This window comes from Nonomuraea sp. NPDC059007, assembly GCF_042740555.1.
Classification (GTDB): Bacteria; Actinomycetota; Actinomycetes; order Streptosporangiales; family Streptosporangiaceae; genus Nonomuraea.
Window position 1 is genome coordinate 41,358 of record NZ_JBHYJD010000043.1, and the last position, 16,126, is coordinate 57,483.

Annotated in this window: 19 protein-coding genes; 9 read left to right on the top strand and 10 right to left on the bottom strand. The window is 72.1% G+C overall.

From position 1 onward, the window contains the following. Positions 1–17: 17 nt before the first annotated feature. From ACFWY5_RS44590 to ACFWY5_RS44615, 6 genes are all read right to left on the bottom strand, one after another. Positions 18–347, bottom strand: a complete 330-nt coding sequence (locus ACFWY5_RS44590) for a DMT family transporter (RefSeq protein ID WP_379620102.1) — start codon at positions 345–347, stop codon at positions 18–20. After that, positions 344–709, bottom strand: a complete 366-nt coding sequence (locus ACFWY5_RS44595) for a DMT family transporter (RefSeq protein WP_379620104.1) — start codon at positions 707–709, stop codon at positions 344–346. The genes ACFWY5_RS44590 and ACFWY5_RS44595 overlap by 4 nt, the downstream gene beginning before the upstream one ends. Beyond that, complete coding sequence (locus ACFWY5_RS44600) at positions 706–1,248, bottom strand: TetR/AcrR family transcriptional regulator (protein WP_379620106.1); 543 nt, start codon at positions 1,246–1,248, stop codon at positions 706–708. Before ACFWY5_RS44600 ends, ACFWY5_RS44595 begins: the two co-directional genes overlap by 4 nt. 41 nt (positions 1,249–1,289) lie before the next feature. Next, the gene (locus tag ACFWY5_RS44605) at positions 1,290–1,463 is read right to left on the bottom strand and encodes a hypothetical protein (RefSeq protein ID WP_379620108.1); all 174 of its coding nucleotides are present in this window, start codon (positions 1,461–1,463) and stop codon (positions 1,290–1,292) included. 221 nt (positions 1,464–1,684) lie between these two features. Then, complete coding sequence (locus tag ACFWY5_RS44610) at positions 1,685–2,341, bottom strand: response regulator (protein WP_379620110.1); 657 nt, start codon at positions 2,339–2,341, stop codon at positions 1,685–1,687. After that, on the bottom strand, positions 2,338–3,318 hold the full coding sequence (locus ACFWY5_RS44615) for a HAMP domain-containing sensor histidine kinase (RefSeq protein WP_379638471.1): 981 nt from the start codon (positions 3,316–3,318) through the stop codon (positions 2,338–2,340). The genes ACFWY5_RS44610 and ACFWY5_RS44615 overlap by 4 nt, the downstream gene beginning before the upstream one ends. Positions 3,319–3,493: 175 nt before the next feature. Between ACFWY5_RS44615 and ACFWY5_RS44620 the strand changes: the two genes are divergently transcribed. From ACFWY5_RS44620 to ACFWY5_RS44630, 3 genes are all read left to right on the top strand, one after another. Beyond that, positions 3,494–4,333 carry an SPFH domain-containing protein gene (locus ACFWY5_RS44620; RefSeq protein WP_379638472.1) on the top strand — a complete coding sequence of 280 codons (840 nt, stop codon included), beginning with the start codon at positions 3,494–3,496 and terminating at the stop codon, positions 4,331–4,333. Between the two features lie 47 nt (positions 4,334–4,380). Next, entirely contained in the window at positions 4,381–4,848 is a 468-nt protein-coding gene (locus ACFWY5_RS44625) for a CBS domain-containing protein (protein ID WP_379620116.1), read from the top strand. Positions 4,849–4,936: 88 nt separating this feature from the next. After that, positions 4,937–6,223, top strand: a complete 1,287-nt coding sequence (locus tag ACFWY5_RS44630) for an SLC13 family permease (protein ID WP_379620118.1) — start codon at positions 4,937–4,939, stop codon at positions 6,221–6,223. Here the strand turns inward: ACFWY5_RS44630 and ACFWY5_RS44635 are convergent. Further along, on the bottom strand, positions 6,220–7,152 hold the full coding sequence (locus ACFWY5_RS44635; RefSeq protein WP_379638473.1) for an AraC family transcriptional regulator: 933 nt from the start codon (positions 7,150–7,152) through the stop codon (positions 6,220–6,222). The genes ACFWY5_RS44630 and ACFWY5_RS44635 overlap by 4 nt on opposite strands. A gap of 112 nt (positions 7,153–7,264) precedes the next feature. Here ACFWY5_RS44635 and ACFWY5_RS44640 point away from each other — a divergent pair, with 112 nt between their 5' ends. Beyond that, a complete protein-coding gene (locus ACFWY5_RS44640) occupies positions 7,265–8,119 on the top strand; it encodes an NAD(P)H-binding protein (protein WP_379638474.1) in 855 nt (284 codons plus the stop codon). An 18-nt stretch (positions 8,120–8,137) separates the two neighbouring features. Further along, positions 8,138–9,040, top strand: coding sequence for an SDR family NAD(P)-dependent oxidoreductase (locus tag ACFWY5_RS44645; RefSeq protein WP_379638505.1), 903 nt, complete (start codon positions 8,138–8,140; stop codon positions 9,038–9,040). 3 nt (positions 9,041–9,043) lie between these two features. On the opposite strand, the gene ACFWY5_RS44650 is transcribed toward ACFWY5_RS44645, so the two are convergent. Next, positions 9,044–10,168 (bottom strand): SRPBCC family protein, encoded by a 1,125-nt coding sequence (locus tag ACFWY5_RS44650; RefSeq protein WP_379620123.1) that lies wholly within the window; start codon positions 10,166–10,168, stop codon positions 9,044–9,046. A gap of 125 nt (positions 10,169–10,293) precedes the next feature. Between ACFWY5_RS44650 and ACFWY5_RS44655 the strand changes: the two genes are divergently transcribed. The 4 genes from ACFWY5_RS44655 to ACFWY5_RS44670 all read left to right on the top strand — a co-directional run bounded on the left by ACFWY5_RS44655 (position 10,294) and on the right by ACFWY5_RS44670 (position 14,782). Continuing rightward, the gene (locus ACFWY5_RS44655) at positions 10,294–11,712 is read left to right on the top strand and encodes a hypothetical protein (protein WP_379638475.1); all 1,419 of its coding nucleotides are present in this window, start codon (positions 10,294–10,296) and stop codon (positions 11,710–11,712) included. Between the two features lie 64 nt (positions 11,713–11,776). Next, a complete protein-coding gene (locus tag ACFWY5_RS44660) occupies positions 11,777–13,036 on the top strand; it encodes a carotenoid oxygenase family protein (RefSeq protein WP_379638476.1) in 1,260 nt (419 codons plus the stop codon). A 19-nt stretch (positions 13,037–13,055) separates the two neighbouring features. Then, the gene (locus ACFWY5_RS44665) at positions 13,056–13,928 is read left to right on the top strand and encodes a GntR family transcriptional regulator (RefSeq protein ID WP_379638477.1); all 873 of its coding nucleotides are present in this window, start codon (positions 13,056–13,058) and stop codon (positions 13,926–13,928) included. Positions 13,929–13,954: 26 nt separating this feature from the next. Next, positions 13,955–14,782 carry a DUF4429 domain-containing protein gene (locus tag ACFWY5_RS44670; protein WP_379638478.1) on the top strand — a complete coding sequence of 276 codons (828 nt, stop codon included), beginning with the start codon at positions 13,955–13,957 and terminating at the stop codon, positions 14,780–14,782. Position 14,783: 1 nt separating this feature from the next. Here ACFWY5_RS44670 and ACFWY5_RS44675 read toward each other — a convergent pair whose 3' ends face one another. After that, positions 14,784–15,398, bottom strand: coding sequence for a hypothetical protein (locus ACFWY5_RS44675; RefSeq protein ID WP_379638479.1), 615 nt, complete (start codon positions 15,396–15,398; stop codon positions 14,784–14,786). Between the two features lie 93 nt (positions 15,399–15,491). Continuing rightward, positions 15,492–16,124, bottom strand: a complete 633-nt coding sequence (locus ACFWY5_RS44680) for a hypothetical protein (RefSeq protein ID WP_379620135.1) — start codon at positions 16,122–16,124, stop codon at positions 15,492–15,494. Positions 16,125–16,126 lie beyond the last annotated feature (2 nt).

Below are 16,126 nucleotides of genomic sequence, written 5' to 3' on the forward strand. Positions count from 1 at the left end.
AAATGGATGACCGGCGCTCAGTGCGCCGCCTGCGCGCCCAGTTCGACCACCAGCACTCCGCCGACGATGAGCGCGATCCCGGCCGCCATGATCCAGGTGAGCGGGTCGCGGAAGATCACGCGCCCCAGGACCGCGGTCAGCGCGACGCCGGACGCGGCCCAGATCCCGTAGGCGACGCCGACGGACATGCCCTGCGCGAGCACGGCGCCGAGCAGCGTGAACGCGATGAGGTAGCCGATCACGACCGGCGCGATCCAGACCTTCTTCGTGAAACCCTCCGACGCCTTCATCGACAGCGTCGCCACGGTCTCGGTCGCGATGGCGCCGATGAGCAGCAGCCATGTCATGGTCGTTCGCCTCCCTCGGCGGCAGCCGTACGGTGGGCGCGTTGCGAGCCGAGCTCGACCAGCAGCACCCCGCCGATGATCAGAACGATGCCCAGCCCGATCAGCCAGGTCAGCGCGTCACCGAAGACGATCGAACCGATGACGGCGGTGAGCGCCACGCCGCTGGCGGCCCAGATCCCGTAGGCGACGCCGACCGGCATGCCGATCTTGAGCACCTGCGCCACCAGGACGAACGCCCCCAGATAGCCGAGAACCACCAACGCCAGCCACCCGGGGTTCTCCAGCCCGTTCATCGCCCGTAGCGAAAGCGTCGCGACGACCTCGAAGGCGATCGCGACCGAGAGCATCACCCATCTGTTCATGAGTCGCCCTCGGCCAGCCGGTCGATCCTGGCGGCTATCGCGGCGCGCATCTCCGCGCCGTAGCCGCCGCTGTCGCTCGCGTCGGCCAGCCACAGCCCGTCCGCGGCGAGCCGGGCGACCGCCCTGTCAACCGCCCCGGCATCCGGTACGGCGGGCGGCGCCCCCAGCCACCGCTCCAGCAGGGCCCGCCACGGCTGCAGCAGGGCGTCGTCGTGCAAGGAGTCGACGAAGATCGCCAGGTCGGCGCTGCTCGTGGTGGTCCCCGTGATCACGCGGCTGTAGGCCCGCACCCGCTCGGCCGCGCTCGCCCCGTCGAACGGCCCGCCGAGCTGGGCCTCCATCGCCTGATCCCAGCCCGCGATCACGTGCTCGACGACGGCGAGCATCAACTGTTCCTTGTTCGCGAAGTGGTAGATCAGGCCGCCCTTGCTGACGCCCGCCTCCTGTGCGGCGGCGTCGAGGGTGAGGCTGCCGATCCCGCGCTGCCCGGCGACACGGAGCGCGGCCTCCAGGATCAAGGTTCTGGAACTTGGTCGCATGCCCGTAACTGTACCGACTGGTTGGTACAGTTACAACCTCGTCAGGCCTCGTCCTTCTTGGGCGCCAGCGCGTACGACAGGGCCACTCCGAAGCACAGCGCGAGCGCGATTCCCAGGACGATGTCGTTCAGGGCGGCGGCGAGGCCCATGCCGATGGCGAGTCCGGAGGAGAGGCCGAGCGTCCAGTTAGGGGAGGAAGTGTCCTTGTTCGTCATGGTTCGATCATCGGCCAGAGGGGTGCCGCCGGCGTAGAGGCCGCTGTCACCGGCCGCAGGTGACAGGAGTCATCTCGCTTCGGGCCGGAAAGTCACGGCCACGGCTATCCGGTGGCGAGGATCTCGGCGACCGCCGCAGTGGACTCGGCCGTGCCGACGACGATGACGTCGTCGGCCAGCGCGCCGAGGGGCCGCACCATACCCGACGTCGCCGGCCGGGGTCAGGGCTCGACCAGGCCGGCTCGGATGGCGTAGCGGGTCAGGTCGAGGCGGTCGTTCAGGCCGAGCTTGGCCAGGATGTTCGTGCGGTGGCGGTCCACGGTCTTGGGGCTGATGACCAGGGTGTCGGCGATGGCCTTGGTGGAGTGCCCCTCGGCGATGAGCTTGACGATCTCCTCCTCGCGGGCGGTCAGCAGGCTGTCGGGCAGGGGATCGCCGTGCTCGTGCCGGTGCAGATAGTCGCGGATCAGGGCGGTGACCGCGCCCGGGTACAGGAAGGGCTCGCCGCGCATCGCCGCCCGGCAGGCCTCGATGAGGTCGCGGTCGGCGACCGACTTCAGGACGTAGCCGCTGGCCCCGGCCTTCAGCGAGGCGAAGAAGTACTGCTCGTTGTCGTACATCGACAACATCAGCAGCCGTACGGCGGGCCAGCGCCGCGAGATCTCCCTGGCCGCCTGCAGCCCGGTCATGCGCGGCATCGCGATGTCCAGGATGACCAGGTCGGCCTCGTGCTCGCGCAGGACGTTGAGCACCTCGGCGCCGTCGGCCGCCTCGGCGACGACGGTCAGGTCGGGTTCGGCGTCCAGGATGAGGCGTACGCCCTGGCGGACCAGCGCGTGGTCGTCGGCCAGCACGATCCTGGCGGGTGTCGCGGTCATGCGGTCGGCTCCTTGGCGGCTGCGGGGACGGTGAGCGTGATCCGCGTGCCCCCGCCGGGTGGTGAGTGGATGCTCAGGCGGGCGCCGATGAGCAGGGCGCGCTCGTGCATGCCGCGGATGCCGGCGCCGTGCTCGCGGACGCCGCCCCGGCCGTCGTCGGTGACGCGCAGGACCACCTCGCCGTCCTCGACGGCCAGCGTCAGGCTCGCGGTGGTCGCGCCGGCGTGGCGGGCGACGTTGGTGAGGCTCTCCTGGGCGATGCGGTACAGGACGAGTTCGACGTCGGCGGCCAGCGCCGGCACGCTCGCCAGCGAACGGGTGACGTGAACGCTGCCGGTCTGGGACAGGTCGGTGGCCAGCGCGGTCAGCGCGCTGTGCAGGCCGAGATCCTCCAGGACACCGGGGCGCAGCCGCCTGGCGACCTGGCGGACCTCGTCCAGGCTGGCCCTGATCGCCTCCTGCGTGTGCTCAAGCTCGGCGGTCAGCTCGGCCGGTGCGCGGTCGCGGGTGCGTTTGAGCCCCAGCAGCGCGACGGTGAGGCTCTGCCCGATCTCGTCGTGCAGCTCCCGGGCGATGCGACCGCGCTCGGCCTCCTGCGCGGCGAGCGCGTGGGCGCTGGCCGAGGCGCGTTCCTCCTCCAGCCGGTCCAGCATCTGGTTGAAGGTGGTGACCACGCTGGCCAGGTCGCCGTTGCCGTCCTCGCGCAGCCGGTCGCGGTTGTGCAGCAGATCCACGCGCTGCATCAGCGACGTCAGCGCGGTCAGCGGCGCCAGGCTGGCGCGGACCAGCAGGGCGTTGGCGGCCAGGATCAGCGCCAGGCCGATCGCCAGCACCGGGATCTCGGCCAGCAGCACCGGCGAGGACACCGTCGCCGGTGACAGCGCCAGCACGAGCGTGCCGGCCGCGAACACCAGGGCGTTGATGACGAACAGGCGGCGAAAAAGCGCCTGCGCCGGAGTGTGGGCGTGCTCCTTCATGTCCTCAGCCTGGTCGGGCGCGCCCCGCGATGTCCAACGACCGGCCCGGCCACGGCGGAAGATACGGGCCACGACCCCGCCGATGTGCGGGTCAGCCCCGATAGCCGCAGGTGGGGGCCGCTGGCGAGACTGATCACCTCCCCGGAGAAAAGGGGCGGACCGTAAGGAGGTGACGATGCGCGGCACGGACACGTCCTGGATCGTCGCGGCCGCGGCGCTCATCCTTCTGCTGGCCGCTGCGTTGCGGTCCGTCCCCCGGGGCCATCACCTGGTCGTGCTGCGTTACGGCCGGGCGGTCGCGGTGCGGCGGCGAGGACCGGTGGTCGTCATCCCGTTCCTCGACCGCACCCGCCCGGTGCCCGCGGGCACCGAACTCGTCGAGGCGTTCGCGCTGCCGGCCCGCACCCGCGACGGCCTGCCGGTGCGGGTGAGCGCCGTCGCCCACGTCGGCGTCACCGATCGCGCCGCCTACGCGCTGGCCGCCCGCCCGCCGCTCGCCTACGCCGCGGAGGAGCTGGAACGCCAGGTCGTCGCCCGCGTGGCCGCCGCCACCCTGGACGAGCTGGCCCGATCGCCCGAGAACGTGAGCCGCCTGCTGCACCGCGGGCTTCAGGCCCGGGTCGCCCGCCTGGGCCTGGGCGTGGGCCGGGTCGAGCCGGCCCGCCTGGAGCTGCGGGCCGGGCCCGCCCTCCTGCGGTGGGCGCGCGACCGGCACACCGTCCCGACTGACGAAGGTGCACCCATGGAGATCCATCACACGACCGTGCCCGGCACCGGCGACCTTCACCACCTGCGCACCCGTGCCGGGGAACGCCTCAGCGTGCTCGTCGACCACGCGCAGCGCCGCCACCTGCACGTGTACGGCACCGGCGAGGCCGACCAGCCGCTCGTGGCCGTCACGCTCGACGGCGACGAAGCCGACCAGCTCGCCGAGCTGCTGAACAGCCGCAAGACCGCCGACCGCCTGGCCGCCCTGGAACGTCGCCTGGAACGTATGGAGGTGCGCGCCTCATGACCGCCAGACCTTCGACCAGCCTTCACCCCGCCAGCGTGGATGGTGCCATGCAAGCGCGCGACATCGCCGTCCGACTGCCCACCGTGACCGTCCGCGACCCCGTCGTACGGGCCGTGCGGCTCATGGTCGTCAACCGGCTGCCCGGCCTCATCGTCGTCGACGACCACACCAGGCCGGCGACCGTGCTGCCCGGCACCCAGGTGCTGCGCCTGGCCATCCCCGCCTCGATCCGCGAGGACCACGCCCTGGCCGGAACGCTCGACGAGGCGGAGGCCGACGTGTTCTGGCAGGAGCTCGGGAGCCTGACCGTCGGCGACTGCCTGCCCACGCCCATCGGGCGGCCGGCCACCGTCGCCAAAGACGCCACTCTGCTGGAGGTGGCCGCGCTCATGGCGCGCACCCGCAGCCCGCTGGTCGCCGTCGTCGCCCACGACGGCACGCTGACCGGCGCGATCACCCTCGAACGCCTGCTGACGAGCCTGGCCATCATCGGCCCGTCCGACTCGTCCGACTGACCGCGCGCCCGCCCCCCACCACCTCACCGCCGCCAGGAGGTCTGCCCGTCATGCCCGGCCACGCCCCGCGAGCCTCCGCCCGGCCAGGATGAGCGCCATCGTGGCCCTGGCCATCTTCGTCGTGGCGTTCTTCTTCATCGCCACGGAGAAGGCCGACAAGGTCAAGGTCGTCCTCATCGCCGCCGGGCTCATGACCGTGCTCGGGCTGGCGCCGGGGTCCGACGTCTTCTTCAACGAGCACGCCGGCGTCGACTGGAACGTCATCTTCCTCCTGCTCGGCATGATGATCATCGTTGGGGTGATCAAGCAGACCGGGCTGTTCGACTACCTGGCGATCTGGGCGGCCAAACGGTCGAAGGGCCGGCCGTACCGGCTGATGGTGATGCTCATGGCGATCACCGCCATCGCCTCGCCGTTCCTGGACAACGTCACCACGATCATGCTGGTCGCGCCGGTGACCGTGATGGTGTGCGGGCGGTTGCGGATTCCGGCGCAGCCGTACCTGATCGCGGAGGTTCTGGCCTCCAACATCGGCGGGGCGGCCACGCTCATCGGGGATCCGCCCAACATCATCATCGGCAGCCGGGCCGGGCTGACGTTCAACGACTTCCTCGTGCACATGGCGCCCGCGGTCGTGATCATCTTCGCGGTCTTCGTGCTGTTCACCTATCCCTTGTTCCGGAAGTCGTTCCAGTACAACCCCGACCATGTCGCCAAGGTCATGGCCATGCAGGAGAAGCGGGCCATCACCGATCCCGTTCTGCTCGTGCGCTCGCTGGCGGTGCTGGCGGGGGTGGTGGTCGCCTTCGGGCTGCACTCGGTCTTCCATCTCGCGCCCTCGATCATCGCGCTCGTCGGCGCGGGGGTCATGCTGCTGGTGTGCCGGGTCGAGCTCGGCGACGTGCTGCGCGAGGTCGAATGGCCCACGCTGGTGTTCTTCGCCGGGTTGTTCGTCATGGTCGCCGGGCTCGTGCACACGGGCACGATCGAAACCATCGGCCGGGCCAGCATCGAGCTGTTCGGCGACAACCATTTCGCCGCGGCCACCTCGCTGCTGTTCGGCTCCAGCATCCTCGGCGCCTTCTTCGACAACATCCCCTATGTCGCCACCATGGCGCCCGTCGTCGAGGAACTCGCCGCCGCCGCGCCCGACGCCGCCACCGGCCAGGCCCTGTGGTGGGCCTTCGCGCTCGGTGCTGACTTCGGCGGGAACGGCACCGCCGTCGCCGCCAGCGCCAACGTCGTGGCCATCGGCATCGCCGCCCGCACCGGCCACCCCATCAGCTTCTGGCAGTTCACCCGCTACGGCATCGTCGTCACCCTCGCCAGCACCGCCCTGGCCTGGGTCTACGTCTGGGTGCGCTACTTCCTCTAGGGACCGGTGCGGTGGCGGCTCGGCGACAGGCCGCGTACCCGCTTGAAGGCCACGCTCAGCGCGAACGCGTTGGCGTAGCCGACGTGCCTGGCGACCGAGTCGATGGTGATGTCGGAGGAACGCAGCAGGTCGGCGGCGAGCGCGAGCCGCCAGCCGGTGACGTAGGCCATCGGCGGCTCGCCCACGAGGCTGGCGAAGCGGCGGGCGAACGCCGCCCGCGACGCGCCGACCTTCTCGGCCAGGAGCGCCACCGTCCACGGCCGGGCCGGGTCGCCGTGGATCAGCTTCAGCGCCGGGCCGATCAGCGGGTCGCTCTGCGCCTGGTACCAGCCGGGCGCCTGGGCCTCGGGACGGGCGAACCAGGCGCGCAGGGTCGCGATCAGCGCCAGGTCGAGGAGCCGGTCGAGGACGACCTGCTGGCCGGGGCCCTCGCCGTTGACCTCCTGGGCCAGCAGTTCCATGACCGGGGAGGGCGTGCTCGCCCGCGGCACGAGCACGACCGCGGGCAGCGCGTTGAGCAGCCGGTCGCCCAGCTCGCCGCTGACCTGGTAGGTGCCGCTGGCCACGATCGCCGAGCCGTCGGGGGTGAGCCCGCTGGTGCGGGGGCCGAGCCGCAGCTCGTCGGTGATGTCGACGCCGTCCATGGTGGTCAGGCGGTTGCCCGGGTGGACGATGGTGTCGGGGGCGGTGGCCGGGTCGTCGCCGATCGTGTACGGCGCGGGCCCCTTGACGATCGCCACGTCACCGGTGCGCATCAGCACGGGCTCGCCCCCGTCGGGCACGATCCAGGCGTGCCCGCGCAGCGCGGTGGCAAGGGCGAGCATGGCGCCGTCGGCGATCCGCAGCGACCACGGTGGTTCCAGGATCGCCTGGCAGAAAGCCGCGCTGCGGGCACGGACTCCGTCGAGAAGGTCGGCGAGGGGGTCCACACCATCAGCTTAGACGGACAGAAATGGAGGCGAGCGTACCGAATATGGATCGTCTTACCCGGGGCGACTTCACTGGGAGTAACTCGATCGACGACCTTAGAGAGGCGGTCCGATGTACGCGATCACGGGTGTGACAGGCCACGTCGGCGGCGCGGCGGCCAGGGAGCTTCTGGCCATGGGAGAGGCGGTGCGGGCCGTGGTCCGCGACCCGGCGAAGGGCCGCGACTGGCCTCAGGCGGCGGTCGCCGATCTCGGCGACAGGGCGGCGCTGGCGGAGGCGTTGCGCGGCTGCCGCGGCGTGTTCGTCATGCTGCCGACCGATCCGGCGGCGGACGACCCCGACGCCTACCACCGCGGGCTGGCCGCCTCGATCGCCGGAGCGGTCGCGGACAGCGGCGTTCCGCACGTGGTGATGCTGTCCTCGGTCGGCGCGGAACTGGCCGAGGGCACGGGCCCCATCCGCTGGCTGCACCACCTCGAGAACCTGCTGCGCGAGACCGGCGCGGTGCTGACCGCGATCCGCTCGCCGCACTTCCAGGAGAAGGTCGAGACCGTGCTCGACGCCGCCACGGGGGCCGGCGTCTACCCGGTCTTCGGCGAGTCGGCCGACGTGCCCACGCCGATGGTCGCCACGCGCGACATCGGCAAGGTGGTCGCGCGGGCCCTGACGGAGCCGCCCGCGAGCAGCGAGGTCGTCGACCTGGACGCCCCCGGCTACACGGAGCGGCAGGTCGCGGAGGAACTGGCGGCGGTGCTCGGCACGACGCTGCAGGTGATCACCATCCCGCGGTCCGGCTGGGTCGGCACGATGGTCGAGGCCGGCCTCCCGGAGCCCCTCGCGCAGGAACTCGCCGGCCTGTACGAGGCCGAGCAGCGCGGCGTGCTCGAACCCCGGGGCGACCGGGCGATCGCCTGCCCGACCGAGCTGGGCGAGACCCTGCGTCACGTGGTGAAGACCATCTCCTAGGAGGGCACCGTGTCCACGATGGTGATGACCGGCGGCACGTCGGGCTTCGGCACGATCGCCGCCGCACGGCTGACGCGCGGCGGGGACCGCCTGATCCTGGGCGCCCGCCGGCCGGCGCCCGGCGGCGAGTCGATCCCGCTCGACCTGACCGACCTCGCGTCGGTCCGCGCCTTCGCGACCTCGGTGCTCGATCGACTCGGCGGCACCCCAGGCACCCCAGGCACCCCAGGCGCCCCCGTGGACGCCCTGGTGCTCAACGCCGGCCTGATCCGCCCCGACGCCGCCGGCCGGAGCGCGGACGGCTTCGAGACGACGTTCGCCGTCAACCACCTCGCCCACTACCTGCTCATCCGCCTGCTCCTGCCCACCTTGGCCGACGGCGCGATCGTCGTCCTGACCACGAGCGGCACGCACGACCCCGCCACCGGCGCCGGGCTGACGCCGCCGCGGCACGCGGACGCGGACCTGCTGGCGCACCCGGACCGCGACCCCGGCCGCGATCCACGGCCGCGCAAGGCGGGCGAGCACGCGTACACCGCGTCCAAGCTGTGCGCCGTGCTGACCGCGCGCGCGTTGGCCGGGCGCGGCGTGACGGCCGTCGCCTTCGACCCGGGTCAGGTGTTCGGCACGGGGCTGGCCAAGGACCTGGCGTTCCCCTTGCGGGTGGCGTGGTCGGTGCTGGGCACGCCGGTGCCGCGCTGGGTGGTGAGCCGGTTCAACCCGTATCTCAACAGTCGCGCCGCCGCCGGGAACGCCCTGGCCGACCTGGCCCTCGGCGTGGCGAGGCCGCCGGGCGGACGCTCGTACGCGGCGCTGCGCCGGGGCGGGCTCACCTGGCCGGACCCGTCGGAATCGGCCCGCGACGACGGGCTCGCCCAGGCGCTCTGGGACGACAGCGCCAAGCTCGCCGGCCTGGACTGAGCGTCACTTCAGGGCGTCGCGGTAGGCGTCGAGGACGAGGCCGTGGAAGTGGTGGAGCGCGTGCTCCGACAGGCCGGAGCCGGCGGGGTCGTACACGATCTTGCCCTGGGTGAAGGCGGGTGTGCGCATCCCGCGTTGGACGCTCTCCACCAGGGCGATGTCCTCCACCTGGAGAACCTCGTCGATGTAGCGGATGCTGCCCAGCTCCGCCTCGTCGGGCTCGGTGGTCTCCAGGTAGAAGTCCCAGGTCTCCAGGGTCCGTTCCGGGCCGGCGGGGATGATCTGCAGGACCATGAAGTTGCCCCGGCCGGGGTAGCGCAGCAGGCAGGTGTTGGGCCACAGCCACCAGACCGCGTGCTCGGTCACGGTCGCGCCCGACACGTCGTAGGCGGAGTTCCGCGCCGTGCCCGCCCGCGCCATGTGGCTGGACCAGATGCCGTGGGTCGTCACCTTGTACGTGCTCATGTCGACCAGCGACACGAAGTCCTTGTGCGCCACGTGGCAGTGGTAGCACTCCAGGAAGTTGTCGACGACGTTCTTCCAGTTGGAGGCGATGTCGTAGGTGAGGCGGCGGGCGAGGGTCAGTTTGCCCACGTCCGGCGCCCGCGCCTCGATCTCCGCCGCCAGGTCCCCGGCCTGCTCGGCGAGCGGGGCGGCGCCGGGGTCGAGGTTGACGTAGACCATGCCGGCGAACTCGGTGACCTGGACGGGGTCCAGGCGTACCGTCTCGGGGTCGAAGCCCGGCAGGTCGCCGGTGTTGCGGGCACGCCGTAACCGGCCGGTCAGGTCGAAGTTCCAGGCGTGGTACGGGCAGACGATGCTGCGCCGGACGCCGCACCCGGACAGCAGTTCGTGCGCCCGGTGCTTGCACACGTTGTAGAACGCGCGCAGCGTGCCGGACTCGTCCCGGACGGCGACGACGGGCAGGCCGGCCACGGTGGCGCTGACGTAGCTTCCCGGCTCGCGCAGCTTTTCCACGTGGCACAACCACTGCCACGTTCGCGCGAAGATCGCCCGCTGGTCGACGTCGAACCAGGCCGGATCGGTGTAGGCGTCGGCGTGCAGCGACATCGACAGCGCGGGGTCGGGGTGGTATCCGGCGGAGATGTGATCGAAGGTGAGGGTCATCCTGCCTCCTGCAGATTCTGCCGCGTCCATCGCGTGGGGGATCCGGTGTCCCTGGCGCCAGGGACGGGAAAGATCGCTCCACGGCGTGACGCCCGCGCGGGGTCGCGCTGCCTAACCTGCCCGCCATGGAATCCGAATGGACCAGGTTCGGCAAGACCCGCCGCTGGGTGATCGGGATGGTGGCCGCGGCGCTGATCCCGGTGATGGCCGGGCTCGCGCTCGTCGCCACCTCCCGCGCCACGTGCGGCAACCAGACCACCGAGGAGCCCTGCCCCGCGCCCATCCTGGGGCCGGCCGGGCAGGCCGTGGAGGACAAGTTCTACTTCGTCCACCAGTCGCTGCGCGGCGACGGCAGCATCACCGCCCGGGTGAACGGCATGACGGGACGGATCAAGGAGCCGCCGCCGCCCGGGACCGGCGCGGGCCCGCCGCCCGTCCCCGGGCTGGTGCCGTGGGCCAAGGCGGGGGTCATGGTCAAGGACGGCCTCCGGCGGGGGTCGCGGTACGCGGCGATCATGGTCACCGCCGGGCACGGGGTGCGCATGCAGCACGACTTCACCGAGGACGTCGCGGGCTCGGCCGGACAGTATCCGCGCTGGCTGCGGCTGACGCGTACCGGCGACACGCTCACCGGATTCGAGTCGGCCGACGGCGAGAAGTGGACCGAGGTGGGCAAGGCCGATCTCGGCGGGCTGCCCGACACGGTGGAGATCGGGCTGTTCGCCGCCTCGCCCGGCGCGCTGACGATGGCGGGCGGCGGGCCCGAGTCCAGGTTCGCCGAGGCCACCGCCGTCTTCGACCAGGTCAGCCCGCAGGCGGGCGAGTGGAAGACCGACGACATCGGCGTTCAGATGGAGCCCGACGGCGTGACGCCGCACCACGGGGGCGGGCTCTCCCGCTCCGGCGGCACCTTCACGGTCACGGGGACCGGCGACATCGCGCCCGGCATCGAGTGGCAGCCGATCGAGCGCACGCTCGTCGGCGCGTTCCTGGGCCTGATCGCGGTGATCGTCGTGGCGGTCTCGTTCGGGACGGCCGATCGCCGGCGCCTGGCCCCCAAGGCGGTGGTGATCGGCACGGTCGCCTTCGCCAGCGGGGTGATCCCCGCCGCCGTCGTGGTGCCGATCGCCCTGCGGATCCTCCCCTCCAACGGCGTCCACCCGCTCCCGGCCGGCCTGCCGACGTACCTGCAGGTGATCGTCGGCACCGGCCTGCTGTTCGCCGCCGTCGCGGTGCTGTCCCTGGGCATCGGCGCGCTGCTCGGGCGGGCCGCCGCGGGGATCGTCGCGGCCGTCGCCGCGGTCTTCCTTCCGTACGCGCTGGCGCTGGCGGGAGTGGGGGACTGGCTGCTGGCGGTCACCCCCTCGGCGGGCTTCGCGATCCAGCAGAGCGCCCGGGAGTACCCGCAGGTCGAGGGCTTCTACACCGCGCTCACCGGCTACTTCCCGCTGGCGCCGTGGGCGGGGTTCGCGGTGCTGTGCGCCTACGCCGCGCTCGGCCTCGGGCTGGCGGTCGTCATGGAGCGCCGGAGCCGTCTGCACTAGTGCACGGCACGGTCTTTTCCCTTGCCGCAAGGGTGATCGGCAGGCTCGTGCGTACGGTGTCAACATGAAGTATCTGGAAGGGCCGTTCGCGCCCGTCACCGAAGAGGTCACCGCTTACGACCTGCCCGTCACCGGGCGGATCCCGGCCGAGCTCAACGGCCGCTACCTGCGCAACGGGCCCAACCCGCTGGGCGTGGAGGATCCGGTTGTGCACATCTGGGGCATGGGCCAGGGCATGGTGCACGGGGTACGGCTGCGCGACGGCCGCGCCGAGTGGTACCGCAACCGGTTCGTCCGCACGCCGGGCATCGCGCCCATGGTGCACGTGATCGAGCACGCCCGGCGCACCTTCGCCATGCTGGAAGGCGGCATGCCGCCCACCGAGCTGGACGACGAGCTGAACACCGTGGGCACGTGCGCGCTGGGCGGGACCGAGGAGGGGTTCACGGCGGGGGCCCACTCCAAGCACGACCCGCTCACCGGCGAACTGCACTCGCTGTCGTACATGATGGGCCGTGATGTCGTCCAGTACATCGTGACCGGCGTCGGGGGCGGCGTCGTGCGGGCCACCTCGATCCCCATGACGCGCACGCCGTTCCTGCACGACTTCGCGCTCACCGAGAACCACGTGGTGCTCTGGGACACGCCGCTGGGCTTCGACGGGTTCGAGTGCCGGTGGCTGCCGGAGCACCCGACGCGGGTGGGGGTCATGCCGCGTACCGGCGGGCAGGTGCGCTGGCTGGACATCGACCCGGTCCACGTCAGCCACACGCTCAACGCCTACGACGACGGCGACTCGGTCGTGGTCGACCTGGTCACGGCCGAGGGGCCGTTCCATCCCGCCGATCCCGGGGCGATCCGCCCCGTGCTGGACCGGTGGACGATCACCGCGGACGCCGTCCGTCAGCGGCGGGTCGACGACCGGCCGCAGGACTTCCCCCGGGTGAACGAGACGCGCGCCACCCGGCCCCACCGCTACGGCTACTCGGCGGCGACGGCCCTCTACGGGATCCCGTTCGCGCCCGAGGGGATGCCGCCCGACGACGCGTTCACCAACGCCCTGGTCAAGCATGACCTGGAGCGGGGGACGGCCGAGGTGCACGGGTTCGGCGCCGACGAGGCCGTGGGGGAGGCCGTGTTCGCCGCCGCCGGGCCGGGGGAGGACGAGGGGTATCTGCTGACGTACGTCCACAATCCGCGCAGGAACGCCAGTGACCTGGTGATCCTGAGCGCCCAGGACTTCACCGGCGCGCCCGTCGCGCGGGTCCACCTTCCGGCCAGGGTGCCGCTCGGGCTGCACGGCAACTGGTTGCCCGATCGCTGAGGCGTGGCAGCATGGCGTCGTGAACGATCCGCGACCGCCGTACCTCCGGATCGTCGCCGACATCGAGCGGCGCATCGCCGACGGAGAGCTACGGCCGGGCGATCGCGTGCCCACCACCAGGGCGATCATGGCCGAATGGGGTGTGGCGATGGCGACGGCCACCAAGGCGCTGGCCGCGCTCAAGCAGGCGGGCGCCATCGAGTCCGCGGCCCGGGTCGGCGCCGTGGTCGCCGCTCGCCGGCTGCCCGCGCGCTCGGCCGGAAGCCTCGAACGCGAGCGGGTCGTCCGCGTGGCCATGGAGATCGCCGACGAGAGCGGCCTGGCGGCGCTGTCGATGCGGGCGGTGGCGGCCAAGCTCGGCGTCGCCACCATGACCCTCTACCGGCACCTCGACGCCAAGGCCGAGCTGACCCAGCTGATCGCCGACGCCGCGTTCGCCGAGATCGCGTATCCGGAGCCGCCGCCGGGATGGCGCTCCCACCTGCGGGTGGCCGCCCAGCTCCAGTGGGCCGCCTACCAGCGCCATCCCTGGCTGCCGCGCCTGGTGTCGATCACCCGGCCGGTGCCGCTGCCGGGGATGCTGGCGTACGGGCTGTGGACGCTGCGCGCGCTCGACGGCCTCGACCTGGACCCCGGCACCCGCCTGCACGTGTACGGCACGCTCGTCAACTACGTGCGCGGGACGGCGGTGAACATCGAGAGCGAGGCCGGCGCCGAACTCGACACCGGCATGACCAGCACGCAGTGGGTCACGGCCAGGCTGTCCGTCGACGGACCGCTGATGGCCCAGGTCACCGAACCGGGGACGGAGCTCGATCTGGAGTCGCTGTTCGCCTTCGGCCTCGAACGCCTCCTGGACGGCCTGGGAACCGTGCTCACGCCCCGCCGGTGAGCCCGATGATGGCCTAGCCTGTGAGCGTGGAGGATGTTCTGGCGGGCTCCGAGAGCGTATGGGGCTTCGAGAGCGACGCGCTGCGCATCCGGCCGGGGCCCAAGGCGAGCAAACTCCTCGCCGAACTCGGCGAACGCGTCGTTCCCCACAGCGCGATCGCCGGGGTGTCGCTCGCGCACGGCAGGCGGGGCACGGTGGTGCTCCGGGTGACGCCGAGGCGTGGGGCGGATCCGGTGATCAGCGCCGCCGCCGGGCAACTGGCCGAGGTGCTGGACCCGTACCGGCTGGTGCTGCCCGCCGACAAGGAGACGCTGGCCGACTACTACGCCGACGAGCTCCGGTCCGCGATCACGAGCAGGGAGCCCGCCGAGCGGTTCCTGGTCGCCGCCCCGCCCGTGCCGCGCGGTTTCAAGGCGTGGGACGGCGCGGCCACGTTCGACGGCGAGCACGTGACCTTCACCTGGTTCTGGTCGGGTGCGTCGACGGCCAAGTACAGCGCCGGTGACCAGCGCTTCCGCGTCGCCGACCTGGAAGGCGTGGAGTGGCACGCGCCGGTGAGGGCCAGCGGCTCGCTCAGGCTGAAGGTACGCGACCGGGTGGCCCCGTCCGACCCCAACGACGACCCGGCCTCATTGGTGTTCGGCCTCGGCTGGGGCGTCACGCACAAGTCGCTCCCGTTCGCCGCCGCCATCCTGGCCGCGATCCCCGCCGGCGGGCCGAAGCCGCTCGCCCCCCGCCACACCGCCGCCGAGATCACCGAGCTGATCGCCAAGCTGGGCGAACTGCGCGACGCCGGGCTGCTGTCGCCCGAGGAGTTTCAGGCCAAGAAGGCCGAACTGCTGTCCCGCATGTGAGCTACCCGGCCGTGCTGTGGCGGGCGTACCAGGGAAGGGTGGTCGCCGTGACGACCGCGACGGCGGCGACCCAGCGCCAGAAGACAGCGGGCTGCGGCGTGCCGGTGTTGCCGGTGTTGCCGGGTCGCACCGGGGTGCCCAGGGCGGTGATCAGGTCGGTGGTCACGGGACCGCCGATGGTCTCGTGGGTGGTCTCGCGTTCGTCGCCGGCCTTGAGCGGGCCGGTGCCCGGACGGATCGGGATGTTTCCCGAGCACAGCGACGTGGACAGGCTCGCGCCCGGCACCCTCTCGGCCGGGCCGGCGAACACGAGGTAGCGCGCGTCCTGGTCGAACACGTACCCGCACGCGGGGCTGTCGGTGTCGGCGCCGATCTGGAACTCGGCGGCGGGCGCGCCCTTGTAGACGTTGTCGGTGCGGAAGGTGTACACCTTCTGGGCGTTCGGCGGGCCCTTGACCGTGCGGATCGCCACCACGGTGCCGGTGAACACCGCCGTCGCGTTCTCCACGGCCTGCGCCGGCTTGAACTCCACACAACTGCACGCGCAGGCGGCGGTGGTCGTGCCCACCAGCATGGCGGCCGCCAGCGCGGTGACCACGAGCAATCGCAGCATCATGACCTCACCACGTACGGCGGACCCCGAACGGTTCGCAGCGCCTGGCCGTCCGGCTGCCGGTCGGAGGGCGTACGGCAGGCCGGCGAGATCTGCCTACTCAGCTTCTCCGTCGGGCCAGTAAGGCAGCGAGCGTCCGGCGGCCGACGTGATGGCGGCGCCGTCCACCTCGGCGAAGGCGAGCTCGACACCGCCGGCGGGCCACTCCACGGCCAGCTCGAACGGCTCCGCGGGCGGCAGGGGCCACAGCCACAACCCGGCGACGATGACGCCCGAGTCATCGGGACCGCTGCGCATCGACATGCCGGGCAGCAGCCAGGAGACCTGCGGACCCGGCGGCGGCGCGGACGACGGGGGATACCGCTTGCCGACCCGCTGCCCGACGGTGGTGGCCTTGGAGCCGTCGGCGAAGCGCACGCCGAACCGCAGCAGGTCGTCGGGCAGCGGGGCGCCGGCCTTCACGCCGGTGGCCATGTGCTGGTAGATGGCGCGCGTGAGGGTGGAGTCGTCGGCGGACAGCCGCGTGATGACGTCCACGTTGATCAGGCAGCCGGTGCTGAAGGCCTGGATCGTCTGCACGATCATGGCGACGTTCTGGGTACGGGCCAGCACCAGATCGCTGACCAGCACCGCGCCCCTCTCCTGCGCCGGAGGCGCCTGCCAGGGGGACAGGCCCGGCTGGGGCGGTTCGGATAGTTCGTCATGGGCCGTTGGCGGCTCGAAGAACATGA